The organism is Sphaerisporangium rhizosphaerae (genome assembly GCF_042665155.1).
In the GTDB taxonomy this organism is placed as follows: Bacteria; Actinomycetota; Actinomycetes; order Streptosporangiales; family Streptosporangiaceae; genus Sphaerisporangium; species Sphaerisporangium rhizosphaerae.
In genome coordinates, this window is sequence record NZ_JBHTCG010000025.1 from 23,976 (window position 1) to 46,739 (window position 22,764).

General features: G+C 73.3%; 20 protein-coding genes. 11 read left to right on the forward strand and 9 right to left on the reverse strand.

Going from position 1 to position 22,764, the window contains the following annotated elements; translation table 11 throughout:
• Positions 1 to 5: 5 nt before the first annotated feature.
• Both ACFQSB_RS28805 and ACFQSB_RS28810 read right to left on the reverse strand, forming a co-directional pair.
• Positions 6 to 3,296 carry a DUF4153 domain-containing protein gene (locus tag ACFQSB_RS28805; RefSeq protein ID WP_380830020.1) on the reverse strand — a complete coding sequence of 1,097 codons (3,291 nt, stop codon included), beginning with the start codon at positions 3,294 to 3,296 and terminating at the stop codon, positions 6 to 8.
• A gap of 52 nt (positions 3,297 to 3,348) precedes the next feature.
• Positions 3,349 to 4,032: a response regulator transcription factor gene (locus ACFQSB_RS28810; RefSeq protein WP_380830021.1), complete on the reverse strand. Its 684-nt coding sequence runs from the start codon at positions 4,030 to 4,032 to the stop codon at positions 3,349 to 3,351.
• A gap of 80 nt (positions 4,033 to 4,112) precedes the next feature.
• Here ACFQSB_RS28810 and ACFQSB_RS28815 point away from each other — a divergent pair, with 80 nt between their 5' ends.
• Positions 4,113 to 5,006, forward strand: a complete 894-nt coding sequence (locus ACFQSB_RS28815) for an arylamine N-acetyltransferase family protein (protein WP_380830022.1) — start codon at positions 4,113 to 4,115, stop codon at positions 5,004 to 5,006.
• Positions 5,007 to 5,232: 226 nt separating this feature from the next.
• On the opposite strand, the gene ACFQSB_RS28820 is transcribed toward ACFQSB_RS28815, so the two are convergent.
• Both ACFQSB_RS28820 and ACFQSB_RS28825 read right to left on the reverse strand, forming a co-directional pair.
• Entirely contained in the window at positions 5,233 to 6,531 is a 1,299-nt protein-coding gene (locus ACFQSB_RS28820; protein ID WP_380830023.1) for a cellulose-binding domain-containing protein, read from the reverse strand.
• 175 nt (positions 6,532 to 6,706) lie between these two features.
• On the reverse strand, positions 6,707 to 7,762 hold the full coding sequence (locus ACFQSB_RS28825; RefSeq protein ID WP_380830024.1) for a winged helix-turn-helix transcriptional regulator: 1,056 nt from the start codon (positions 7,760 to 7,762) through the stop codon (positions 6,707 to 6,709).
• Between the two features lie 485 nt (positions 7,763 to 8,247).
• Between ACFQSB_RS28825 and ACFQSB_RS28830 the strand changes: the two genes are divergently transcribed.
• Positions 8,248 to 9,192 carry an LLM class F420-dependent oxidoreductase gene (locus ACFQSB_RS28830; RefSeq protein ID WP_354836642.1) on the forward strand — a complete coding sequence of 315 codons (945 nt, stop codon included), beginning with the start codon at positions 8,248 to 8,250 and terminating at the stop codon, positions 9,190 to 9,192.
• Between the two features lie 297 nt (positions 9,193 to 9,489).
• Complete coding sequence (locus ACFQSB_RS28835) at positions 9,490 to 9,681, forward strand: hypothetical protein (protein ID WP_354916164.1); 192 nt, start codon at positions 9,490 to 9,492, stop codon at positions 9,679 to 9,681.
• 104 nt (positions 9,682 to 9,785) lie between these two features.
• Here ACFQSB_RS28835 and ACFQSB_RS28840 read toward each other — a convergent pair whose 3' ends face one another.
• Positions 9,786 to 10,106 (reverse strand): DUF3817 domain-containing protein, encoded by a 321-nt coding sequence (locus tag ACFQSB_RS28840; protein WP_354836646.1) that lies wholly within the window; start codon positions 10,104 to 10,106, stop codon positions 9,786 to 9,788.
• A gap of 49 nt (positions 10,107 to 10,155) precedes the next feature.
• A complete protein-coding gene (locus ACFQSB_RS28845) occupies positions 10,156 to 11,124 on the reverse strand; it encodes an SURF1 family protein (RefSeq protein ID WP_380830025.1) in 969 nt (322 codons plus the stop codon).
• Between the two features lie 122 nt (positions 11,125 to 11,246).
• Between ACFQSB_RS28845 and ACFQSB_RS28850 the strand changes: the two genes are divergently transcribed.
• On the forward strand, positions 11,247 to 11,417 hold the full coding sequence (locus ACFQSB_RS28850) for a hypothetical protein (RefSeq protein ID WP_354836650.1): 171 nt from the start codon (positions 11,247 to 11,249) through the stop codon (positions 11,415 to 11,417).
• A gap of 237 nt (positions 11,418 to 11,654) precedes the next feature.
• Positions 11,655 to 13,151, forward strand: coding sequence for a flavin-containing monooxygenase (locus ACFQSB_RS28855; RefSeq protein WP_380830026.1), 1,497 nt, complete (start codon positions 11,655 to 11,657; stop codon positions 13,149 to 13,151).
• 40 nt (positions 13,152 to 13,191) lie between these two features.
• Here the strand turns inward: ACFQSB_RS28855 and ggt are convergent, their stop codons facing one another.
• Entirely contained in the window at positions 13,192 to 15,024 is a 1,833-nt protein-coding gene (ggt, locus tag ACFQSB_RS28860; RefSeq protein ID WP_380830028.1) for a gamma-glutamyltransferase, read from the reverse strand.
• A 172-nt stretch (positions 15,025 to 15,196) separates the two neighbouring features.
• Between ggt and ACFQSB_RS28865 the strand changes: the two genes are divergently transcribed.
• The 6 genes from ACFQSB_RS28865 to ACFQSB_RS28890 all read left to right on the forward strand — a co-directional run bounded on the left by ACFQSB_RS28865 (position 15,197) and on the right by ACFQSB_RS28890 (position 21,107).
• The gene (locus ACFQSB_RS28865) at positions 15,197 to 16,357 is read left to right on the forward strand and encodes a sensor histidine kinase (protein ID WP_380830029.1); all 1,161 of its coding nucleotides are present in this window, start codon (positions 15,197 to 15,199) and stop codon (positions 16,355 to 16,357) included.
• Complete coding sequence (locus ACFQSB_RS28870; protein WP_354836658.1) at positions 16,354 to 17,001, forward strand: response regulator transcription factor; 648 nt, start codon at positions 16,354 to 16,356, stop codon at positions 16,999 to 17,001. The genes ACFQSB_RS28865 and ACFQSB_RS28870 overlap by 4 nt, the downstream gene beginning before the upstream one ends.
• Positions 17,002 to 17,191: 190 nt before the next feature.
• A complete protein-coding gene (locus tag ACFQSB_RS28875) occupies positions 17,192 to 17,464 on the forward strand; it encodes an SHOCT domain-containing protein (RefSeq protein ID WP_354836661.1) in 273 nt (90 codons plus the stop codon).
• 253 nt (positions 17,465 to 17,717) lie between these two features.
• Positions 17,718 to 18,953 carry a sulfite exporter TauE/SafE family protein gene (locus ACFQSB_RS28880; protein ID WP_380830030.1) on the forward strand — a complete coding sequence of 412 codons (1,236 nt, stop codon included), beginning with the start codon at positions 17,718 to 17,720 and terminating at the stop codon, positions 18,951 to 18,953.
• Between the two features lie 81 nt (positions 18,954 to 19,034).
• On the forward strand, positions 19,035 to 20,678 hold the full coding sequence (locus tag ACFQSB_RS28885) for a tetratricopeptide repeat protein (RefSeq protein WP_380830031.1): 1,644 nt from the start codon (positions 19,035 to 19,037) through the stop codon (positions 20,676 to 20,678).
• A 75-nt stretch (positions 20,679 to 20,753) separates the two neighbouring features.
• A complete protein-coding gene (locus ACFQSB_RS28890; RefSeq protein ID WP_380830032.1) occupies positions 20,754 to 21,107 on the forward strand; it encodes a VOC family protein in 354 nt (117 codons plus the stop codon).
• Between the two features lie 25 nt (positions 21,108 to 21,132).
• Here the strand turns inward: ACFQSB_RS28890 and ACFQSB_RS28895 are convergent, their stop codons facing one another.
• Positions 21,133 to 21,930, reverse strand: a complete 798-nt coding sequence (locus tag ACFQSB_RS28895; RefSeq protein ID WP_380830033.1) for an SDR family NAD(P)-dependent oxidoreductase — start codon at positions 21,928 to 21,930, stop codon at positions 21,133 to 21,135.
• 26 nt (positions 21,931 to 21,956) lie between these two features.
• The gene (locus ACFQSB_RS28900; RefSeq protein ID WP_380830034.1) at positions 21,957 to 22,718 is read right to left on the reverse strand and encodes an SDR family oxidoreductase; all 762 of its coding nucleotides are present in this window, start codon (positions 22,716 to 22,718) and stop codon (positions 21,957 to 21,959) included.
• Between the last annotated feature and the right edge of the window lie 46 nt (positions 22,719 to 22,764).

Sequence of the window (22,764 nt, forward strand, 5' to 3'; positions counted from 1 at the left end):
CTGACCTATGTCCCAGGCGACCTTATATCCTCCCCGCACGCCGAGGACGGCTCCATCGGAGGCCGGTCGCCGAGCAGATCACGGGCGTGCTCGCGCGCCAGGTTCCACCCGTTCCAGCCGTCCCGCGCGCTCAGCCGCCGCACCGACGACATCTGGGACAGCAGGCAGTCGCGCACCTGAGGGGGCAACCCGTCGATGGCCGGCACGGCGTCGGCGCTGAGGTCGGTGATGTAGTTGAAATCGAGCTCCGAGACCTTGCGGATGCCGAGCTGCGACTCGGCGACCCGCAGGTCGGGGTTCCAGATCGCGAACGTCAGCAGCGACAGGGCCGTCACCAGCACCACCGTGCGCGGCAGCCAGCCCGCGTCCCGCCGGGCCAGCCGCATGGCGCCCGCGACCAGCACCAGCGCGAACACCGCCGCCAGCCACCAGATCACCGCCCCGACCGAGGCGCGCAGGCTGGACAGCCCGTAGGCGTCGATGTAGAGCCCGAGGCGGTGCAGCGCCGAGGCGAGGATCACCAGGGTGAGCCCGCACAGGACGCCGAGCAGGCCGGCCAGCAGCAGCCGTTCGCGACCCTGCGCGGCCACCACCGCCGTCGCGACCGCCACCAGGCCGAGCACGAAGACGCTGACCGTGACCAGCTCGAAGAATCCCGATCTGGCGTACTCGGCGTAGGTCAGCCCGGCGGTCTCCATCACCCGCCGGTTCCCGCCGAACAACGTGCTGATCTGCACGGCCACGAAGGCGGCGAACAGCAGGTCCAGCGCGCCGAGCGGGATGGTCCACAGGACCAGGCTCACCCGCCTGCGGGCCCGGCGGCCGGCCGGCTCGACCGCCGGGCGCAGGGCGACCAGCGTGGCGGCCCCGACCAGCGCCGCGAACACCCCGAAGAGCACCAGCCGCACCGGAACGGACTCGGCCCAGGCGGGGGCGGTGAACACCTCGGAGACGAACGAGGCGAAGACGGCGTCGGCCGAGGCGAACAACACGCCGAACACCAGCAGGAGCACCGCCGTGATGACCAGCCCGGCGAGCATCGGCGCCAGGGTGCGCCTGCGGTCGACGGCCTTGATCGGTTCCAGGAGGAACCACGGCAGCGGGAAGACGGCCAGGACCACCGAGAGCCCTCCGCGGATCACGCCGGGCCAGCCCCGCCCCGCGCCCGACACCGCCAGCGCCGCCAGGCCGAACCCCGCGAGCAGCGAGGGGCCGACCAGCCACTCGGCGTCGCGGACCAGGGCCACCGCCACCAGGGCGTACGCCAGCAGGCCGAAGGCGGCCGTCCATGGGGTGATGCGGCGGCGCGCCGCCGGGAGCACGGCCGCGCCGGCGGCGACGGCCACCAGCACCACGCCCAGCCCGGCCCGCGCGTCCGGCAGGGCGATCGCCGCGAGCAGACCCACCGCCGCCGCCACGGGCAGCAGCCAGCGGGGCGTCGGGGGGAGCGCCGGACGCGGCAGCAACGGCGGCGGCACATAGTCCGGCGGCGCCCCCGTGGTGGCGCCGGACTGTGTGGGCGGCCGGGAATCCTGGACCGGCGGCTTCACGGCGGAGAACGATCCGCCCGCGGCCCGGCCCTCGGCCGCGGCAGGGGACGATCGGGCCGGGGTCGGTCCCCCTGCCGCGGCGGGGGACGGTCCGGCCGGCATCCGGCCCACGGCCGCGGCGGCGACCTCCGGGACGGTGCCGGACTCCGCGCCGGTGCCGGACTCGGCGACGGTGCGAGGTGCCGCAGTGGTGAGCGGTCGCGCGGCGATGGAGTCCGAGATCGCGGCCGGTGACTCCGCCGCGCCCGGCACCGGCTGCGCCGTCGGCTCCCCGGACGGCTTGGGTCTCCGGGGCACGACGAGGACGGCCGGAGCGTCAGGAGCGTCGGGAACGCCCGACATGGCGGACACGACGGACTGGTCCGCGATGCCTACGGCCTCCTCCTTCGGATCTTCCGTGTCTTCGCCGGCCCGCGCCGGGACACGCGGGCCGGGCGGAAGGGCGGCGGCGCCCGGCCTGGAGATCGGGGGTGTGCCGCCGGTCGGGGCATCCGGGGCTTCGGCGGTGCTCGAGGGTGCGTCCGTTCCGGCATCGTGCCGCGACCGGGCCTCCGTCGTGGACCGCTGGACGGCGCCGGACGGTTGGGGCGCCCCGACCGGGGCAGGTGTCGTGCGCGACGGCCCCGGCTCGGCGCCACCGGACCTGGACACGGGATCACCCGACCTGGACGCGGGACCACCGGACCTGGACACGGGATCACCCGACCTGGACGCGGGGTCGCCGGGCGGGTCGTCGGGGAGGTCGCTCATGACCGTGGTCCTTCCGGGGAGGTCGACCACCATGCGGCAGCCGGAGGTGGTGTCGGCGACCCGCACCGAGCCGCCGTGCAGTTCGACGATCTCCTTGACGATGGCCAGGCCGAGGCCCGCGCCGCCCGCGTCGGCCGCCCGGGCGGCGTCCAGGCGGGAGAACCGCTCGAACACCCGGGGCCGCTCCGGCGCGGGGATGCCGGGCCCCTCGTCGGTGACGCTGAGCCGCACTCCGGAGCCCGCCGGGCGGGCCTCGAGCCGGACCGCGCCGCCGGACGGGCTGTGCCGGACGCCGTTGTCGAGCAGGTTGGCCAGCACCTGGCCGAGCAGCGCGGGGTCGGCGTGGACGCCCAGTGCGGCGGGCACCGAGCTGGACAGCGCCACCTCCTCGCGCGCGAGCCCGGCCTCCCGGACGGCCTGGGCGCACAGCGGGCCCAGCTCGACGGGTTCCGGCTCGATGGGCCGCGCGCCGGAGTCCAGCCGCGACAGGTCGAGCAGTTGCGCCACCAGCCGGCCGAGGCGCTCGGTCTGGGTGAGCGCCGTGCTGAGGGTGGCGTTGTCGGGCGAGGAGACGCCGTCGACGAGGTTCTCCAGCACGGCCTGCAGCCCGGTGATGGGGGTGCGCAGCTCGTGGCTGACGTTGGCCACCAGTTCACGGCGCTGCCGGTCCACCTCGCCGAGGTCGGCCGCCATGGCGTTGAACGCCCGCGCGAGCTCGCCCACCTCGTCGCGGGAGGTGGCCCTGACGCGCATGCCGTACCGCCCCTTGGCGATCGTCTGGGCGGCGGCGGCCATCTCGCGTAGCGGCCCGGTCATCCCCCGGCCGACGAGCTGCACCATTCCGAGGCTGAGGACGGCGGCGAGCCCCATGCGGGCCCAGGGGACGACCCCCAGCGAGCGGCCGTACTCGTTGAGCGCGAAGGCCGTGGCCACCGCGAGCAGGATGACCAGCCCGATCTTGATCTTCACCCGGCCCAGGAAGTCGAGCGGCCTCACGACGCGCCCCCCTTTTTCCCGGGGTGCGGGCCGTTCGGCGTGGGACGGGGGCTCATGGCTTGACCAGGGCGTAGCCGACGCCGTGCACCGTCCGGACGATGCCGGAGCCGAGCTTGCGGCGCAGGGAGCGCACGTGGCTGTCCACGGTGCGGGTGGCGGCGGCCTCGGAGAAGCCCCAGATGTCCGACAGCAGCCGTTCGCGTTCGAAGACGTGCCCGGGGCGCTCGGCGAGCCGCCTGAGCAGGTCGAACTCGGTACGCGTCAGCTGCGCCTCCACTCCGCGCACGAAGACCCTGCGCTCGGCCGTGTTGATCTCCACGTCGCCCGCGCGGATCACCGTGTCCTCGTGGGCGAGCTGGGCGGCCCGCTCGACCCGGCGCAGCAGGGCGTGGATCCTGGCCATCAGCTCGCGCATGCTGAACGGCTTGGTGAGGTAGTCGTCGGCGCCGACGCCGAGGCCGACGAGCACGTCGGTCTCCTCGCCCAGCGCGGTCAGCATCAGCACCGGAACCGGCCGCGCGGCCTGCATCCGCCGGCACACCTCCAGGCCGTCGAGGCCGGGCAGCAGGCGGTCGAGCACCACGAGGTCCGGTTCGGCCTTCGCGTACGCGGCCAGCGCCTCCTCGCCGTCGCCGGCGATGCGGACGTCGAAGCCTTCGGCCATGAGCCGGCTCCGCACGGCGAGGGCGATGGTGGTGTCGTCTTCGACCACGAGGACGCGTCGCTGGTCTGTCACGGTGGGAAGCCTAGAACCCGGTCGTGCAGACTATCCGAAGGCATATGTGCAGATCTGATGCAGCTTGATTAGCTTGCCCCGTGACGCGATCTTTGGATGTCTCCACCTATCTCCGCCGTATCGGCCTGGGCGGGCTCGACGGGCCGCCGAGCGTCGAATCCCTGGTGCGGCTGCACCGGGCGCACGTCGAGCGCGTGCCGTACGAGTACTTCCACATCTGGATGGACGAGCCGACCTCGGTGGAGCCGCTGGAGTCCGCCGGGCGCATCCTGCGCGGCAGGGGCGGCTACTGCTTCCATCTGAACGGCGCCCTGTCGCTGCTGCTCGCGGCGCTGGGGTACCGGGTGTCCCGGCACGTGGGCGGGGTGCAGGGCGGGGCGGACTCCCCCGTGGGCGTGACCGGCAACCACCTGGCGCTCACCGTGTCGGGGCTGCCCGCGGAGCGGTGCCCGGACGGGGTGTGGTTCGTGGACGTCGGCCTCGGTGACGCCCTTCACGAACCGCTCCCGCTCGTCGAGGGCGTCCACCGGCAGGGCCCCTTCGAGTACCGGCTGCGGCCCTCGGCGGCCGAGCCGGGCGGCCTGCGGTTCGACCACGACCCGCGCGGCAGCTTCGTCGGCATGGACTTCCGCGCCGAGCCGGCCGAGATGTCGGCCTTCGCCGTGAAGCACCAGGAACTGTCGGCCTCGCCGCAGTCGAGCTTCCGGTCGGTTATGTCGGTGCAGCGGCGCGACGCGGCGGGCGTCGACTGCCTGCGCGGCCTGAGCCTGAGCCGCATCGGCTCGGAGGAGGGGACCTCGGTGCTGTCTGGCCGGCGCGACTACTTCGAGGCGCTGGCCGACGTCTTCGGCCTGACCTTGGACGATGTCGCCCCGGAGCGCAAGGAGCGGCTGTGGCGGCGGCTGAGCGAAGCCCACGAGAGGTGGCTCGCGAGCGCCGAGGCGCCCCGGGAGCCGGAACCGGCCGGCGGCTGAGAGCCCCCGCCGAAGTCCCGGCCCAGGTGCCCGCGCACCCGATCACGCGGCGAGCACCGGCCGCCTCTGGTGCGGCAGGCCGGCGCGCGTCCGGCCGCGCCGAGAGGGACCGGGACCCTGCGGACCGGATGAAGGGCCCGGGACGGACGAGTGGTCCGTCCCGGGCCCTTCGCGGACCGGGCGGCGAATCGTTCACCACGCCCACCGGCCGGTGGGCGTGACGGGTTCAGCAGGAGAGCGGGGAGGAGCCGAAGGCGACGTCGTCGTACCAGATGGTGTCGGAGTCGCTGCCGTAGCTCTCCCAGCCCAGGCGCAGGGTCGCCGGGCGCGGAGCGGTCGTGCGGCTGAGCCACTGGGAGTCGATGTCGCGGGTGGGCGTCTGGTCCAGGTGCAGGCCGGGGACCTCCTGGTCGTCCAGGTAGGTGCTCATCGCCTGCTTGGTCGTGTCGATCTGGTAGCGCAGGCAGACCCAGCGGCCGGTGGGCAGCGGCCTGCTCTGCGAGACCCCGGTGGGGCTCTGCTCGGGCAGGGTGGCGTCGTCGGACTCGCGGTTCCACTGCAGCGCGCTGTTCTGCCCGCCGATGCGCAGGTCCTTGTTGCCGTTGGCCGAGTCCGCCATGGTGATCATGCTGACGTGCGTGGCGGGAAGGGCGGTGGTGTGCCTCACCCACATCCGCGCGTACACCACCGGGCCGATCGAGGAGACGTTCTTGGTGGTGCCCACGAAGATGTGGTTGCAGTAGTTGCCCCCGCCGCTGATCTTCAGCGACTTGCCGCCGCTGTGGGTGGTGGAGGAGTCGATCGTCGCCGTGCCGGTGCCCGAGCAGTTCGGCGTGACGACCTGCCAGTCCCCGCTCGGCGAGGACGTCTGGTCCTCGAAGCCGGAGCACACCACGGCGCCGTTACAGCCGGGCGGGGGGCCCACCGTCGGCGTGGGCGTGGGCGTGGGGGTCGGTGTGGGGGTCGGCGTCGGCGTGGGGGTCGGCGTCGGCGTGACGGTGGGGGTCACGGTGGGCGTGGGGGTCGGCGTCGGGGTGGGAGTGGGCGTCGGACCGGTGCCGTTGCAGTTGACCCCGTTGAAGGTGAAGTCGGACGGGACGGGGTTGGCGGAGGCCCAGGTGCCCTGGAAGCCGAAGTCCGCCGACGCTCCGGTGGCCAGGTTGCCGTTGTAGGAGGCGTTGGCGGCGGTCACGGCGGTCCCCGACTGGGTGACCGTCGCGCTCCAGGCGTTGGACACCTTCTGGTCGCCGCCGAACACCCAGCGGAGCTGCCAGCTCGTGACCGCGGACCCGAGGTTGGTGACCTTGACCGAGGCGGTGAACCCTCCGGCCCACTGGTTCACGGTGTAGGCGACCCTGCACACGGGGTCCGCCGCGGAGGCGGCGCGGACCGGCAGCAGCATGGCGGCGACCGCGGTCACCGCGGCCAGGACCGCGAGAAGTTCCCGCCTTCCGAAGCGGCGGAAGGCGGGCCATACGGACGACGGTGGCGGCGAGGCCGGGGGGCCGGACAGGGGACCACTCATGGAACAGCTCACTTTCTGCAGGCCGCTGACAAAGTGGGAGCGCTCCCACGCGCCGGACCGGGATCGCTCCGCCGCGCTCGATCGCCGATGGTCGTCCGCTTGACCACCGCCTGTCAACGACACCGCCCTCGCCCGTTCACCGACCTCGGACGAGCCTGTGAGCCGGCTGAATCTTTCAGCTCACGTGCCCCGCGACGGGGTACGGCTCCGGGGGCGCGGGCGGTGGCCGGTCACGGCGGGGATGCTCGCGTCGCGCGGGCGGCACGTACCCCGTCAGGTCGAAGTGGATGCGCCTGCGCTCCAGCACGCCGTCGCACGCGAGGCAGACCAGCACCGGCGTCAGGACCTCGCCGCAGTATCTGTGGGTGATGACCAGCCGGGCGTCCTCGGGGACCGGCAGCTCGCGCTGCGCCCACTCGGCGAGGAAGGCGAAGACCTCGAAGAAGGCCAGCCCCTTCTCGGTGAGCCGGTAGAGGCGGCAGGAGTCGGCCGTGAGCACTCCGACCTCGACGAACCGCTTGAGCCGCTCGGTGAGCACCGAGGGCGCGATGCCGAGCCGGCTCTGGAAGTCGACGAACCGTTTGACGCCGAGCAGCGCGGCGGCCAGGACCGCCGTGCTCCACCGGTCGCCGAGGATCTCCATCGAGTGCGGGCAGTAACCGACGTGGTCGCCGCCCCGCAGGGTGCGGCGATGGTGACGCGGCAGGCCGATGCGGACGAACGAGGCGCGCGGCCCCAGCTCGGTCGCGGTGTCGCGGGCGCCGACCGGACGCCGGCAGGCCCCGCACGCCAGGTAGGGACGGGCGTCCTGGCCGCAGATGTCATGGGTCGGGCCGAGCAGGTTGGGGCCGTCGGCCCAGTCGCGTTCCCAGCCGTGGATGGCGAGCAGGAAGGACCACAGGCGCAGGCCCGCGCCGGTCAGCCGGTACTCGTAGCGGGTTCGGCCGTCGCGGTAGGCGACGGGGGCGAGGATGCCGTGGCCGACCAGTTCCTTCAGGCGCGTGGCGAGCACGGACTCGGAGATGCCGAGCTCGTCGCGCCACCCGGCGAAGGTGCGCACGTGCAGCAGGAAGGCGCGCTGGATGATGAGCAGCACCCAGCGGTCGCCGAGCATGCCCAGGGCACGGCCGAAGGCACTGAGATCGGTGTCCGCGCCATCGGCCTCGGCGTGCAGGGCCGCGGGCCAGGGCAGCGGATTTTCGGGATGGTATCCCTTTTGGGTGATATTCACCCTAGATGCGGGATGTTGTGCGACTTTCTGGTCGATCTCGGCCGAATGAACTCCGGCCGCGACCGATAACTCCTTGGTGTTCACCGCGTCAACTCTAAGTCACATTCACCGGCTCTCCCATCGGGCCGCCGATCGAGTGAGATTGCGAGCTGACTTTTTTCATCGTAGTTTCCAAGAATGGCGGTGGAGCCGATCGCGATGGCGACGGCCGCGATGGCGACGGTCGCGGACGAGGCGGGGCGGACAGGGCCCGGCGGACACCCGTCCACCTCGTCCCACGAGCCGTTCCCTCCCACGTCCGCACCACCGCCACGGAGCCGGACAGCTCCGATGATTCGGCCCCATAACCGACTGATGACGCCTCCAGCACGACAGTGGTGGGGCCGGTCTTTCATGGGGTTGACTGAACGCCTCGCAAGGACGGTGGCGGGGGCGTGCCGTGCGAGGCGTCGCGGCTCCCCCGGGCGATGGCAGGAGCGTTACACATGAGGCTCAGCGTCTCCGTCGGGCTATGGCAGGATCGCCCGGCCGGCGAGGCGGTGCTCACCGCGCAGATCGCGGACGAGCACGGCTATCCGGAGATATGGGTGGGGGAAATGGCGACCTACGACGCCTTCGCCCTGGCCACGGCGATCGGCGCGCGCACGCGGCGGGCCGCGCTCACCGTCGGCCCGCTGGCGGTGAACGTGCGCGACCCCATGATGATCGCGATGGGCGCCGCCTCCGTCGCCGACCTCACCGGCAGGCCGGTGGGCGTCGCGCTCGGCACCTCCACACCCGTGGTCGTGGAAGAGTGGCACGGCAGGTCCCGGTCCGGCTCCGCGGCGGCGCTCCGCGAGGCCGTCCAGGCGCTCCGGCCGCTGCTCGACGGCGAGAGGTCCGACTTCTCCGGCGCGCACGTCGCCAGTCGGGGGTACCGTCTGCGGCTCGCGGCCCCGCGCTCGACGATCAGCGTCGCGGCCTTCGGCCCGGCCGCCGTGGGGGCCGCCGCGCTGGCCGACCGCATGGTGCTCAACCTGCTCACGCCGGCCTCGGCCGCCCGCCTGATCACCGACCTGCGGCTGCTCTCCCCCACGACCAGGGTCGCCGCCTGGGTCGCCGCCGCCGTGGACCCCGACCAGGCCGCCATCGAGCAGATCCGGCGCGCCCTGGTGCCCTATCTGTACGCGCCGGGCTACCGCGAGATGTTCGCCCAGGCGGGTTTCGAGGACGTCGTCGCCTACGCCCGCACCGAACCTCACCCGCGCGCGCTGCTGGCCGCCATCCCCGACGGCATGCTGGAGGCGGTCGCCCTCATCGGCGACTCTGTGGAGATCATGGACCGCCTCGACGCCTACGAGGAAGCGGGTGTGGACGAGGTGGCGCTCGTCCCGGTCAGCACCGAGAGCGACCCGTGCGGCGAGGCCACGCTGAAAGCCCTCGCCGACTGACGCCACGACAAGCCCGCACCTGACGCCACGACGCCGAAGGCTCTGCCGGCCACGCGACCCCGGCGGCCCTCACGACCACGCCCCGGCTCGCTCTCACGATCGCGCCCCGGCTCCTCCGGTGGCCCTCACGACCGCGCCCCGGCTCCTCCGGCGACTCCCGCGGCCGGGACCGCGACACGCCACGGCCCCTCGCCGGCGGTGCCCGGCGGAACTCCGCCCCGGCGGCCGCTCGTTGAGGTGACGACGCAGAATGGGCGGTGGGGACCTCCCCCGTCCGGCGAACAGAAAGGCCCGGCAATGTCGCCACTGTCGAAGTACTACGTGGGCGCGGCGATCGCCTCGATCCTCGCCCTTCTCCTGCTGCCTTCGCTGGTGGCCTGGATCCTGGTGATCGTCCTGCTGGGCGGCCCGGTGGCGGCCTACTTCATGCTGGACGAGTCCCAGCGTGCCCGGCTGCGCCGCATCCGCAGGCGCCAGATCGGCGGCTGACCCACCGGGGAGCACCCCGGCCAGGGCCGCGGCCCGGCGGCATCCGCCCGGTCCGGCCGCGCCGCGTGACCGGACGGGCGCTCCGTCCTGTCACGCGATGGCGCTCACGCCGCCGCGACCGCCAGCTGCCGCCGCACCCGCTCGGTCACCTTGCGCTCGATCACGAACGACAGGAACGGGATGGTGCCGGCGAGCAGCACGCCCAGGGTGTACGGCCACGACCAGCGGGCCTTCAGCCCGAGGTTGAGCGCGGTCAGCAGGTACACCGCGTAGACGAAGCCGTGCACGGGGCCGACGACGGCGACGGGGGTGGCGTTGTCGAAGCCGTACTTCACGACCATGGCCGCCACCAGGACGAGCAGCATGCAGCCGACGATGTAGGCCAACACCCGGAACGGTTTGAGCGCGGATTCCACGACGATCATTACCTCGCTAGCTGAGCGGTCACCACACGATATCCCGGGGGGAGGGCGGTCACTCCCGCGGGGACGTGCCCGCGGCCCGAGCGCCCGCGGCCGGAGCACCCGCGGTTTCCGCCGCCGCGCCGTGCTCCCGTCCGGCCGCCGCGACATCCTCCCGTCCGGCCGCCGCGACATCCTCCGGTCCGGCGGCGTCCGGGCCGTCCTCGCCGGAGCCGCCTTCGCCGTCATCCTCCTCGCCGCCGGCGGCGTGTCCGGGGCGGGCCGCGCGCACCGTGTCGCGGACGAAGTGGAACCACATGAGCACCGCGAACCCCGCGAAGATCCACCACTGGGCGGCGTAGGCGAGGTTGCGCCAGGTGAAGCCGCCGCTCTCGGTGGGCGGCGGCACGGCCACCGCCCGCACGGCCGAGCCGGCCCGCGGCACGGCCCCCGTCTGGTCGGTGGCCACCACGAATCCGTCCCGCAGCCGGACGCCCCGCCAGAGGTTGACCAGCTCGGCCGTGGAGACCGTGGCCACCTGCCCAGCAGGCAGCGGGGCCGTCCGCCGCCGGGCGAAGTCGGTCGGCTCGGGCGGCAGGACGCGCCCGGTCACGGTCACCGCGCCGTCCGGGACGGCCGTCGCGGGGTCGGTGGGAGAGGGCACCCAGCCGCGGACGACCGGGATCACCGTCCCGTCGGCCAGCGTGAGCGGCGTGAGCAGCCAGTAGCCGTCGTCCCCGCCGGTCGCCGCGCCGCCGCCGGTCTCGACGGTGGGCGCGCGTTCGGCCACCAGCAGTTGGCGCGAGGAGTCGTAGGCGCCCTGGGCGGCGACCCGGCGGCCTCCGGCCGCGGCGGGCATGCGCCCGCCGGGGGGCACCAGCGTGGTCAGCGCGACCGGCGCCGGGTCGGCGACGGCGTGCGGCCGCCCGGACTCCTCGAACACCCCGAGCTGCCAGCGGCCGAGGAAGGCGAACGCGACGACCAGCACGATCGTGACCAGGTGCAGGCCCACGAGGCGGGGCGACAGCAGCGTCCGCAGCATGCCACCACGCTATCCGTCCGGGCCCGCGGTCCCGCCCGCCGGTCGGGCCTCCCACCCTTGGACTGACTCCTAACTGGCATAAAGGGCGTCAAGCCATGCTGGGGATGGCTAAAGTTCCTTCCATGTCGGAACCTCAGATTGATCCTGCTGGTAACACCCAGCAGTTCAAGGCCTTCGCCCAGCGCCAGGAGCCGGAGGCCGCCGCGCCGCAGCGGTCCCGCCTGGTCCCCATCGTGGCGGCCGTGGCCGCCGTCATCGTGATCGCCGTGGTGGTCTTCCTGCTCGTGAAGTGACCACCTGACAGGTGCCTCGCGCCGTCGGCGACCGCCGTCGGCGCTTTCACCATGCCCGCGAGAGCCCGCGAGGGCCCCGAGCGAGGGTCTCGTGCGGTCCCCCGAGAGCCGCGAGGGCCCGCGAGGGCACGGCACGGCAGCCCGTATCGTGGATCGGACCACCGTGAAACGATGGACGGCGCGTCCCGGGCCGCGCTTCAATTGGATGGCTCATCCAATACCGGGTAGGGAGACGGCATGGCAGCCACAGGCCCCGCCAACGCCGACGGCACGGCGGCCAAGAGCCCCGGCATCACCATCATCGGCGCCGGCTTCGCCGGGCTGTGCATGGCGATCAAGCTGAAGCAGGCCGGCTACCACGACTTCGTCGTCCTGGAGAAGGACTCCGAGCTCGGCGGCACCTGGCGGGACAACACCTACCCCGGCTGCGCCTGCGACGTCCCCTCCCCCATGTACTCCTTCTCCTTCGACCTGAACCCCGAATGGACCCGCCTGTTCGCCCCGCAGGGGGAGATCTGGGACTACCTGCGGGCATGCGCGGAGAAGTACGGGCTCGCGCCGCACCTCCGCCTCGGCACCAAGGTCGCCGCGCTGGAGTACCAGGACCGCGAGCGCCGCTGGCTGGTGAGCACCGAGGACGGCGGGACCTTCACGACGAACGCGGTCGTCGCCGGCATGGGCGGGCTGCACGTCCCCTCCGTGCCCGAGATCCCCGGGCGCGCGTCGTTCGCCGGACCGGCCTTCCACTCGGCCCGATGGGACCACTCGGTGGACCTGACCGGCAAGCGCGTCGCGGTCGTCGGCACCGGAGCCTCCTCGGTCCAGTTCATCCCCCAGATCGCCCCCGTGGTGGAGAAGCTGAGCGTCTTCCAGCGGACGGCGCCGTGGATCCAGCCCAAACCGGACATCCCGCTGACCGAGCGGACCAGGCGCACGCTTCGCAGGTTCCCGCCGGCCGACCGCGCGCTGCGCGACGGCGTCTACTGGCTGCTGGAGACCCGTGCCCTCGGGTTCGCCGTCGACCCTCGCCTGATGAAGGTCCACGAGGCCGTCGCCCGGCGGCACCTCGCCTCCCAGGTGCCCGACCCCGAGCTACGGGCCAGGCTGACGCCCGGCTACACGATCGGCTGCAAGCGCATCCTGCTGGCCAGTGACTACTACCCGGCGCTCTGCCGCGACAACGTCGAGCTGGTCACCGACCGCATCACCGAGATCCGCGACCACTCGGTCGTCGACGCCACCGGGCGCGAGCACCCCGTCGACGTGATCATCTACGGCACCGGGTTCAAGGTCGCCGAGTCGCTGGCCCAGCACCCCATCATCGGCAGGGACGGACTGAAGCTCCAGGACGCCTGGCGGGACGGCATCCGGGCCTACCTGGGCACCCTCACCGCCGGCTTCCCCAACCTGTTCATGCTGCTCGGCCCGAACACCGGTCTCGGCCACACCTCGGTCGTCTTCATGATCGAGGCTCAGGTGCGCCTCGTCATGTCGTGCCTGCGCCTGCTCTCGGCGACCCGCGCGAGGGCTCTGGACGTGCGGCCCTCGGCCGAGCGCGCCTACAACGAGCGGCTCCAGCGGCGGCTGCGGCGCCTGGTCTGGTCCGAGGGCGGCTGCACGAGCTGGTACCTGGACGGCAAGGGCATCAACCGCGCGATCTGGCCGGGCTTCACCTTCGAGTTCTGGGCGCGCACCCGCGCCGTGAAGCCCGGCGACTTCGAGCTGATCGGCTGACCCGCGCGACCCGGCCGGCGGATCGTGCGGGTCAGGGCCGTCAGGGCCGGGCGGGGGTGACCACCAGCGCGCTGCCTCCGCCCCTGCGGGACGGCTCGGCGACCGCCTGGACCTTGCCTTTGCCGAGGAACTCAAGGCCGGTGGCCGCGCCGATCTCTCCCACCGGCGGCCCGGGAACAAGCGTGAGGGTGTGGCCGCGAGCGGTCAGCTCGGCCCCGTAGCGGTCGATGAACGCCTGCTCGGCCTGCGTCGCGGCGGCGTTGCGCTGGCTCGCCCTCGGCGCGGCGACCGCGTCCGGCAGCGACATGCCGAACTCGTACCGGTTGACGAGGATCTGCAGCACCGTCGTGATGATCGTCGCGCCGCCCGGCGAGCCGATCGCGAGCAGAGGCCTGCCGTGCTTCAGCACGATCGTCGGCGCCATCGACGAGCGGGGCCGCTTGCCGGGGGCCGGCAGGTTCGGGTCGCCGGGGGCCGGGCCGAAGGTGAAGTCGGTCAGCTCGTTGTTGAGCAGGAACCCGCGGCCGGGGACGACGATGCCGTTGCCGCCGGTCTGCTCGATCGTGATGTTGTAGGCCGCCACGTTCCCCCAGCGGTCGGTGACCGCCAGGTGGGTGGTCTCGGGCCCCTCGGGCTTCTCGGCCTGCCCCTCGGCGCCCTTCGCGGGCGCCGGGTCGCCGTTGGGGACGGCCGTGCCCTCGAACTGGCAGCCCGCGTAGGAGCCGTCGGGCGAGCCGGGAGCGGCCGGGTTCGGCATCGCGACGTCCCCGATCAGGCAGGCGCGCTCCTTGGCGAACCCGTCGGACAGCAGCTCCTTGAGCGGCACGTCGACGTAGGCGGGGTCGCCCACGAACTTGTTGCGGTCGGCGAAGGCCAGCCGGGACGCCTCGAGGTACTCGTGCAGGCCGACCTTGGGGAGCGCCTGGAGGATCTTCAGCGCCTCACCGACCGTCGAGCCGCCGGAGGACGGCGGCGCCATGCCGTAGACCTCCATCGGGCCGTAGCCGACCTTGGTCGGCGGGCGCTCCAGGGCGCGGTAGGCGCGAAGGTCGGACAGCTCCATCAGGCCCGGCCGCACCACCCGGGTGGACCCGGGCTTGACCGGCGGCCTCTTGACCGTGGCGATGACCTCCTCGCCGAGCCGGCCGCCGTACAGCCACTCGCCGCCCCGCCGGCCCAGCTCGCGGTACGTCGCGGCCAGGTCGGGGTTGCGGAACACCGACCCCACGGGCGGCGGGGCGCCGTTCGGCAGGTACAGGGCGGCGGTGGAGGTGAACGCGGCGAAGCGGTCGGCGTTCTGCGCCGTCTGGTCGTAGAACGTCTGGTCGACGGTGAAGCCGTTCGACGCCACGTCGACGGCCGGCTGGAGCGCCTGCTTGAGGGAGAAGGTGCCGTAGCGGCGCAGGGCCAGCTCCCACTGCGCCACGCTGCCCGGCACGCCCGCGGAAAGGCCGCTGGTCACGGCGTCGGCGAAGGGGATGGCGGCGCCGTTCTCCTGAAAGGAGGTCTCGGTCATCGCCTGGGGCGCCTTCTCGCGCCCGTCGATCGAGATCACCTTCCCGCGCCGGGCGTCGTAGTAGACCAGGAACCCGCCGCCGGCCAGACCGGCGGAGTACGGCTCGGTGACGCCGAGCGTGGCCGCCGCGGCGACCGCCGCGTCCATCGCGTTGCCGCCGCGCTTCAGCACGCTCAGCGCGGCCTTGCTGGCGTCCAGGTCGACGGTCGAGACGGCCCCGCCGTACCCCTCGGCCACCGGGACCTTGGCGGCCGGCTGCCCGTGCGGGGGCCCGCCGAGCGCGGGCGAGGCCGCGGCGACGCCGGGCGGGGCGACGAGCGCGAGGGAGGCGGCGACCCCGACGAGGGGAACGGTCATGCGGCGAAGGCTCATGGCGGACCTCATTCCTAGATCGCACCAGCATTGACTCACAGCATCACAACCGGGGTCAACAACGATCCCCCGGCCCCCACCTGTACACCGGGCACGGTAGACACCCCTGCCACTCTGGGCGGATGCGCTGGTCAGCGGGTTGACGTACCGTTCACGGGTGCGCGCCAAAGCTCCCCATTGGGTCGATCCCATGCTGCCCCTGCTGGCAGGCATGGCGCAGATCTGGGGCACCATGGCCGCGCAGAGAGGCCAGGTGCACCCCGGCGACCCGCTCACCCGCGTCCCGCTCGACCCGCTCGGCTTCCTGCTGCTCTCGCTGGGGCCGCTGGCCCTGTCCGCGCGCCGCGCCCACCCGGTGCTCACACTGTGGTCGATCGTCGCGCTGACCGCCTTCTACGTGTACAGGGGCTATTCCTACGGGCCGGTGTTCCTCAGCCCGATCATCGCGATCTTCAATGCCGTGCAGCTCGGGCACCGGCGCGCCGCCTACCTCGCCGGCGGCGCCGTCTGGCTGTTCTTCGTCGCCTACACCACCTGGCTGCTGCCCCACAGGGAAGGGTGGTTCCACCACGCGAGCGTGGGCGCCATCATCCTGGTGGTGCTCACCGTCGCCGAGGTGGTCCGCGCCCGCCGCGACCAGCGCGCCGAGCGCGAACGGGTGAGCGAGGAGGAGTCCAGGCGGCAGGCCAGCGAGGAACGCCTGTCCATGGCGCAGGAGCTGCACGACGTGCTCGGGCACAGCATCTCCCTCATCCACGTCCAGGCGTCCACCGCGCTGCACCTGATCGACGATCACCCTGAGCAGGCCCGCACGGCGCTCGCGACCATCAAGCAGGCCAGCAAGGACGTGCTGACCGAGATGCGCTCGCTGCTCGGCGTCCTGCGCGACGACGCTCCGCGCGCGCCCACCGCCGACCTGAGCCAGCTCGACGAGCTGATCGAGCGCAGCGGCCCCGACGTCACCAAGCGCGTCACCGGCACACCCCGGCCGCTGCCGCCCGGCGTCGAGCGCGCCGCCTACCGCATCGTCCAGGAGTCGCTCACCAACGTGACCAAGCACGCGCCCGGCGCCCCGGCGACGGTCACGCTCGCCTACGGCCACGACCGGCTCACCGTCCTGGTCGAGGACGGCGGCGCCACCGCGCCCGGCGCGCTCGCCGGAGAGGGCGGCGGCAACGGCATTCCGGGCATGCGCGAGCGCGCCACCGCCCTTGGCGGCACCCTGACGGCAGGCCCGCACGGGCAGGGCTTCCGCGTCGAGGCCGTGCTCCCCATCCCGCCGGCGGCGGAAACCGACCCCTCCGAGGACACCGAGTGATCAAGATACTGCTGGCGGACGACCAGGCCCTCGTGCGCGCGGGTTTCCGCGCCCTGCTCGACGCCCAGGAAGGCATGACCGTGGTCGCCGAGGCGTCGGACGGGGCGGAGGCCGTCCGCCTCGCCGAGCGGCACAAACCCGACGTCGTGCTGATGGACATCCGCATGCCCGGCATGGACGGGCTCACCGCGACGCGGAAGATGCCCGGGGCCGTGAAGGTCATCATCCTGACGACCTTCGAGCTGGACGAGTACGTGTTCGAGGCCCTGCGCGGTGGCGCCAGCGGCTTCCTGGTCAAGGACACCGAGCCGGCCGAGCTGATCCAGGCCGTCCGCGTCGTCGCGGCGGGCGAGGCGCTGCTGTCGCCGAGCGTCACCCGGCGGCTGATCGCCGAGTACGCCTCGCGGGCCAAGGAGCCCAGGACGACGGCCGGCCTGGACCAGCTCACCGAGCGCGAGCGCGAGGTGCTGACGCTGGTCGGCACCGGGATGACCAACGACGAGATCGCCGCCAAGCTCTACATGGCGCCGGCCACGGCCAAGACCCACGTCAGCCGCGCCATGATGAAGCTCGCCGCCCGCGACCGCGCCCAGCTCGTCGTCATCGCCTACGAGTCCGGCCTGGTCAAACCCGGCTGGATCTGATCCCCGCCCCCTCCGGCGGCGCCCTGCGACGCCGGCGGTAGGCGGGTGAGCGGGTGCCGTACGACGCCGGTGGTAGGGCGGAGAACGGTGCGCCATCGGGCGCGGTAGCGCGGGGCGCGCCCGCGGGGCGATGCCGCGCGAGGCAGCGCGGAGGAGTGTTGAGGCATCCGAACGAAACGAGGAGCGACAGATGCCGTACGCACACTGGGGACCCGGCCCGTGGTGGCCGATCATCCCGATCTTCTGGGGACTGTTCTGGGTGACGCTCGTCGTGCTGGTCTTCCGGTCGCGCAAGGGGGGCTGGACGCCGTTCGCGGGCGGCACTCCCCCGTGGGCGGCCCGCGCCGCGGCGTCCCCGACGACCTCGGCCGAGAAGATCCTGGCCGAGCGGTACGCACGGGGCGAGCTGAGCGACGAGGAGTACTTCGAGCGCATGTCGGTACTCAAGGGCGCCGCCACCTGACACCCGCGGAACGCCCCGCCCACCCGGCGCACCGCAGGGGGGCGGGGCGTCCGCCCACCGAGCGCACCGCACGAGGGTGGAGGCCTCCCGCGTCCACCCCCTGGACTCGGCAGGACACGGTCGGACGGTTATCGCACTGTCACTGTTCGTCACCGCCATCATCGGTTACCTTCCGCTAGTGACCCCTTACGGAGGAGGACCGCGTGCGGCCGAACGCACCGCGACCGGCTAGGCCGTCCCGGGCCGGACGGGCGTGACGCCCGCGGCCCTGTTCGCCGGCGGGCTCGCCGCCGGTCTGGTGGCCGGCACCGCGTCCTGTACGGCGGTCCAGGGCGGCGTCCTCATCGGCCTCGCCCGAGGGCGGGGCGGACGCGGCGTCGTTCCGGCATTCATCGGAGGGCGGCTGCTCTCGCACGCGGCGGCAGGCGCGCTGCTCGGCATGCTGGGGGACGCCGTACGGCTCCCGCCGCCCGTCCGCGCGGCGCTGCTGGTGGGGGCCGGCATCGCGGTCGTCGTCTACGCCGTCCGCCTCGCGCTCAGCCGGAGCCCCGGCCCCCCTTGCTCCACGAGCCCGTCTCCTGCCGGCCCCGCCGGATCCCCGGGCGCGCACTCGGAGGGTCCTGGCGACCCGCACTGCGCGGAGGGCCCGGTTCCGCGCCGCGCCGGCTCTCCGGCTTCCCCCTTCGACGGCCCCGAGCGCCGTCGCCCGGCCTGCCCGGACGGCGCGGGCGTGCCGGAGGCGCAGGCCGGCCCGTCCGGGCGGTGGGAGCGGGCGAAGCGGTGGCGGGCGCTGGCGCGGCCCGCGTCACTGGGTGGTGCGACCGTGCTCATCCCCTGCGGAGTGACGCTCACCACCGAGACGGTCGCCGTCTCCAGCGGGTCGTGGCTCGGCGGAGCGGCCGTCATGGCGGGGTTCGTCGCCGGAACCGCACCCGGCTTCGCCGTCCTCGGGCTTCTGGTCCGCCGGGTGGCCGCGAGGAGGCTCGCGGCCGTCGCGGCGGCGGGCGCGCTGGTGGCGGGCGCGGCGACGGTCGTCGCGGGTCTGCGCCTGGGCGGCTGGCCACCGGCCGGCGGCCCCGAGACGGCCTCCGGCACCGCCCGGAACGCCGTCTCCGCCGTCTCGGGGGCCGGGCAGGGCGGGCCGGAGGCGGCGCGGGCGGTGGTCCGGGCGGACGGCACGCAGGTGCTCACCATCTGGTCGACCGACCATGGGTACCGTCCGGGCATCGCCGCCGTCGATGCCGGGCGGCCGACGGAGATCGTCTTCCGCACCCGCGGCAACCGGGGATGCACGCGGTCGGTCACCCTCCAGGGCCGGGACCTCACGCTTCCTGAGAGCGGCGCGTTCACCGTACGGCTGGCGCCGCAGAATCCGGGAACGCTCCGCTATGTATGCGGGATGGGGATGTATGTCGGAATTATCAACATAAACAAACCTGGCATGGCGAACCCGCCCGGGAACCCTCCACATCCTGGCCAGGGAGGCTAGCGGGTCAAACACGTTCCGCCGGACGGCAAGAAGCAGTCGATTATGTTCCATCTCTTTGGATCACGTGCGACTCTTTCCCCCATGACGTGGTGGCATGGTGAACCGGAGGCGGTCACGTGGCCCGCCGTGCCGGTTCCCCGCGCGTCCGAGCCGCCGCTCCCCGAGCGCACCGAGGGCGAACTGCTCAGCGCCGCCCAGGCGGGCGACTCCATGGCGGCCCACCGGCTCGGCCGCCTGTACGCCCAGCGCGGCGACCGGTCGGCGGCGCGCCACTGGTGGGAACGGGCCGCCGGAGCGGGCAACATCGACAGCGCCTACAACCTCGGCATCTGGCACGAGAAGCACGGCAGCCTCGACGAGGCGATCACCTGGTACGAGATCGCCGCCGGGGCCGGCGACGCCGAGGCGGCCGTCAACCTGGCCTCGCTGCTGCTCGAGCAGCGCGGCGACGTGCGCGGCGCCCGCATGTGGTTCGAGACCGCCGCCGAAGCGGGCTCCCGTCCGGCCGCGCGCAGGCTCGCCCTGCTGTGCGAGGACGTCGGCGACACCATCGCGGCCCGCGACTGGCACCACCGCGCCGCGTCGGCCGGGGACCTCGCCTCCGCCCACGACCTGGCCTTCCTGAACTACACCTCCGGCGAGGAGGCCCAGGCCCGCGCGTGGTGGGAGTACGCGGCCCGCGGCGGGCACTCCGACGCCGCGTACTACCTCGGACGCCTGCTGCACGCGGACCGCGACCCGGAGGGCGCCGAGGCCCTGTACCGCCTTGCCGCCAAGGTGGACCACCCGGGAGCCGCTTCGCAGCTCGGCAGGCTCGCGCTGGCCCGGCGCGACCTGCGCACGGCGCGGGCCTGGTTCGAGCGCGCGGCGCACCTGGGCCGGGTCGAGGACCAGCGCATGGCCGGCTTCGTGTGCGTCGAACTGGAGGACCCGCGCGCCGCGAGCCACTGGTTCGGCCGCGCCGCCGCGAGCGGAGACGCCGAGGCCGCCTACAACTTCGGCCTGCTGCTCATCGCCGAGCACAACGACCTGCGAGGAGGAGAGCACTGGCTGCGCCAGGCCGCCGCCAACGGCCACCCGGGCGCGGCGGCGGAACTCGACACCGTCCGGCTCGTGGTGAACCCCCCGTCCAGCGCCCCATGGCCACGCCCCGGCCCTACCGGCGAATCCACGCCATCTCCTGGGACTCCGTCGCCATCCGGCCCAGAGACGCCACCCTCCACCGCCGACGCCCGACCGTCCGCCCCTGGAACCCGACCATCCACCCCTGGAACTCAGCCGTCCACTCCTGGGACGCGGCCGTCCGTTCCTCGGTCGCGGGTGACGAACCCGGACGCCCGCCACGCCGGTTCCCGCTTCCATGCGGCGGCGCCCGTTCCGCCGGCGGCGCAGACCTGGGACCGTCCCGTGGAGCCCGAACTCGTGGCCCGGGCCGAGCTCGCCGTCGCGGCGGCGGGCAGGCGCGGCGGCACCGTCCTGCACATGTCCGAGCTCACCGAGATCCTCGGCACCTGGGACCTGCTCACCCGCCGCCTCCGCGAGCCGGTGGACGTGGTCGGCTGGCTGACCGAGCGCAGCGGCCTGCACGCCGGCGCGGTGGAGCACCTCAGTTCGGTGCGCATGACCCTGCTGAGGCCGGGCCGCGCCCCCTGGCCCACGCCCACCGAGATCGAGCACGTCCTCGCCACCTCCCGCCAACTCCGCAAACGCCTCGGCCTCACCTGACCCCCGCCGTACCGAGTTCCTCCCCGATCGGGACGAAGCGCCTAGCGGGCGACGCGGTCCTGGCAGGATGGCGCCATGGAACGTGTGCTTGGAATCGGCGGATACTTCATGCGGGCCGCCGACCCCGCGGCTCTGGGCGCGTGGTATCGCGATTGCCTGGGACTGGACGCCGATGAGAACGGCCTGTGGCGTCAGGAAGAGGGGGCGACGGTGTTCGCGACCTTCGAGTCCGACACCGAGTACTTCGGTTCCCGCGCCCAGCGGACGATGCTCAACTTCCGGGTCCGCGACCTGGACGCGATGCTCGCGCAGTTGCGCGCCAAGGGAGCGGACGTGGCCAAGGAGACCGAGGACATGGAGGGAGTCGGCCGCTTCGGCTGGGTCACCGATCCCGAGGGCAACCGGGTCGAACTGTGGGAGCCCAGCTGACGACCTCTCCACCCGAACGGTGACGTCAGTCGCCGGGCAGGGCGTTCGTGTCGCGGTAGCGGGTGGCGAGGTGAGGGCTCTGGCCTGCGAAGGCGGCCAGGTCGGCCTGGAAGACGGCGTCCAGCAGGGCGGCGTTCTCGACGCCCGGGGCGCAGACGGTCTCGCCCAGTTCCAGGCCGCGCAGGCTCGCGGTGACCACGTCCTCGACCGTCATGCGGGGCACCTCGCTCATGTCGAGGCCCTGGCGCTCGTGGAACTCGGTGGCCACCACGCCCGGGCACACGACCTGGACGGCGACGCCCGTGCCCTCGAGTTCCGCGGCGAGGGTCTGGGACATCGCGACGAGGTAGGCCAGGCTCCCACCGTAGACGGCGCGACGGGGCATCTGGGAGTGCGGGGCGGGGCCGCTGAAGGCGATCATGCCGGCCACGTTGACGATCGTGCCTTCGCCGCGCTCCTGCATGCCCGCGACCACGGCGCGGGTGAGCAGCGTGGGGGCGAGGATCTTGACGTTGACGAGTTCCGCCGCCTTGTCCGCGGGGAGCTCGGCGAGCGGCATGTAGTGGGCGACCCCGGCGTTGTTCACGAGCATGGTCAGCGGTTCGGTCGCGCAGATCCCGGCGACCGCGTCGATGCCCGCGGGGGTGGACAGGTCGGCGTGGACCACCCGGACACCGACGTCGGGGTGGGTCTCCGCGAACTCTTCCAGTCGCTCCTTGCGCCGGCCGACGATCAGCAGGTCGTGGCCGTCGGCCGCCAGCCGCTCGGCGAAGGCCCTGCCGATTCCGGAGGTGGCGCCGGTGACCAGTGCCAGTTTGCTCATTGCCGTTCCTTTCTCTGCCATCGTGGTCACTGCCGGCCCGGGAGCATCGCGAGTGTCTGCGACCGCTGGGCGACCAACTCGTCGTAGGTGCCGTCGCGCTCGGCCCAGCGGTGCATCAGCACGCCCTTGACGAGGATCTCGCGCGGAGTGGGGTCGGCCCGGAGCAGGTCCATCACCTCGGTGGCGAACGCGGCCAGGTCGAGCGCCCGGGGATTGCGCCGTGCATGCTCCGGAATGGTGGCGACGGCCGGGGGGACGAGCTCGCAGACCTCGATGCCGGTGCCGTCCAGTTGCGCCCGCAACGCCTCGGAGTAGGCGTGGACGCCGGCCTTGGAGGCGGCGTAGGCCGGCATGGGCGGGAACGGCAGGAACGCGATGCCCGAGGTGACCGTGATGACGGTGCCGGCGCCGCGCCCGATCAGATGCGGGGTGAAGGCGTCGACGACGCGGATGGTGCCGAGGAGATTGGTGTCGATCGTCTTCTCCGTGGCGCCGAAGTGCCCGGGATCGCGCAGGTCCTCGGTCATCATGACCCCGGACATCGTCACGATCGTGTCGAGGTCCGGGTGGCTCTCGAGGATGGCGTCGCGGGCCCGCTCGACGCCGGCCCCGTCGGTCACGTCGATGGGAACGGTGGCGAACCCCTCGTCCGCGAGCCGGTCCAGCAGGTCGGTCCGCCGGCCGCCGACGATGACGGCGCTGCCGGCCGCGGCGAAGCGGCGCGCGAGCTCCAGGCCTATCCCCGAGGTGGCGCCGGCGATGAAGACGGTGCGGTCGGTGATGTCCATTGTTTCCTCCTGTCCACGGCGCCGACGGCGGCGGGCCGTCGGGCGC

What these genes read in the sequence shown, in the direction of transcription:
- ACFQSB_RS28820 (WP_380830023.1), bottom strand. Translation starts at nt 6,531, where the DNA reads ATGAGTGGTCCCCTGTCCGGCCCCCCGGCCTCGCCGCCACCGTCGTCC.
- ACFQSB_RS28830 (WP_354836642.1), top strand. Translation starts at nt 8,248, where the DNA reads ATGAGGCTCAGCGTCTCCGTCGGGCTATGGCAGGATCGCCCGGCCGGC.
- ACFQSB_RS28835 (WP_354916164.1), top strand. Translation starts at nt 9,490, where the DNA reads ATGTCGCCACTGTCGAAGTACTACGTGGGCGCGGCGATCGCCTCGATC.
- ACFQSB_RS28840 (WP_354836646.1), bottom strand. Translation starts at nt 10,106, where the DNA reads ATGATCGTCGTGGAATCCGCGCTCAAACCGTTCCGGGTGTTGGCCTAC.
- ACFQSB_RS28845 (WP_380830025.1), bottom strand. Translation starts at nt 11,124, where the DNA reads ATGCTGCGGACGCTGCTGTCGCCCCGCCTCGTGGGCCTGCACCTGGTC.
- ACFQSB_RS28850 (WP_354836650.1), top strand. Translation starts at nt 11,247, where the DNA reads ATGTCGGAACCTCAGATTGATCCTGCTGGTAACACCCAGCAGTTCAAG.
- ACFQSB_RS28855 (WP_380830026.1), top strand. Translation starts at nt 11,655, where the DNA reads ATGGCAGCCACAGGCCCCGCCAACGCCGACGGCACGGCGGCCAAGAGC.
- ggt (WP_380830028.1), bottom strand. Translation starts at nt 15,024, where the DNA reads ATGACCGTTCCCCTCGTCGGGGTCGCCGCCTCCCTCGCGCTCGTCGCC.
- ACFQSB_RS28875 (WP_354836661.1), top strand. Translation starts at nt 17,192, where the DNA reads ATGCCGTACGCACACTGGGGACCCGGCCCGTGGTGGCCGATCATCCCG.
- ACFQSB_RS28885 (WP_380830031.1), top strand. Translation starts at nt 19,035, where the DNA reads ATGACGTGGTGGCATGGTGAACCGGAGGCGGTCACGTGGCCCGCCGTG.
- ACFQSB_RS28890 (WP_380830032.1), top strand. Translation starts at nt 20,754, where the DNA reads ATGGAACGTGTGCTTGGAATCGGCGGATACTTCATGCGGGCCGCCGAC.
- ACFQSB_RS28895 (WP_380830033.1), bottom strand. Translation starts at nt 21,930, where the DNA reads ATGAGCAAACTGGCACTGGTCACCGGCGCCACCTCCGGAATCGGCAGG.
- ACFQSB_RS28900 (WP_380830034.1), bottom strand. Translation starts at nt 22,718, where the DNA reads ATGGACATCACCGACCGCACCGTCTTCATCGCCGGCGCCACCTCGGGG.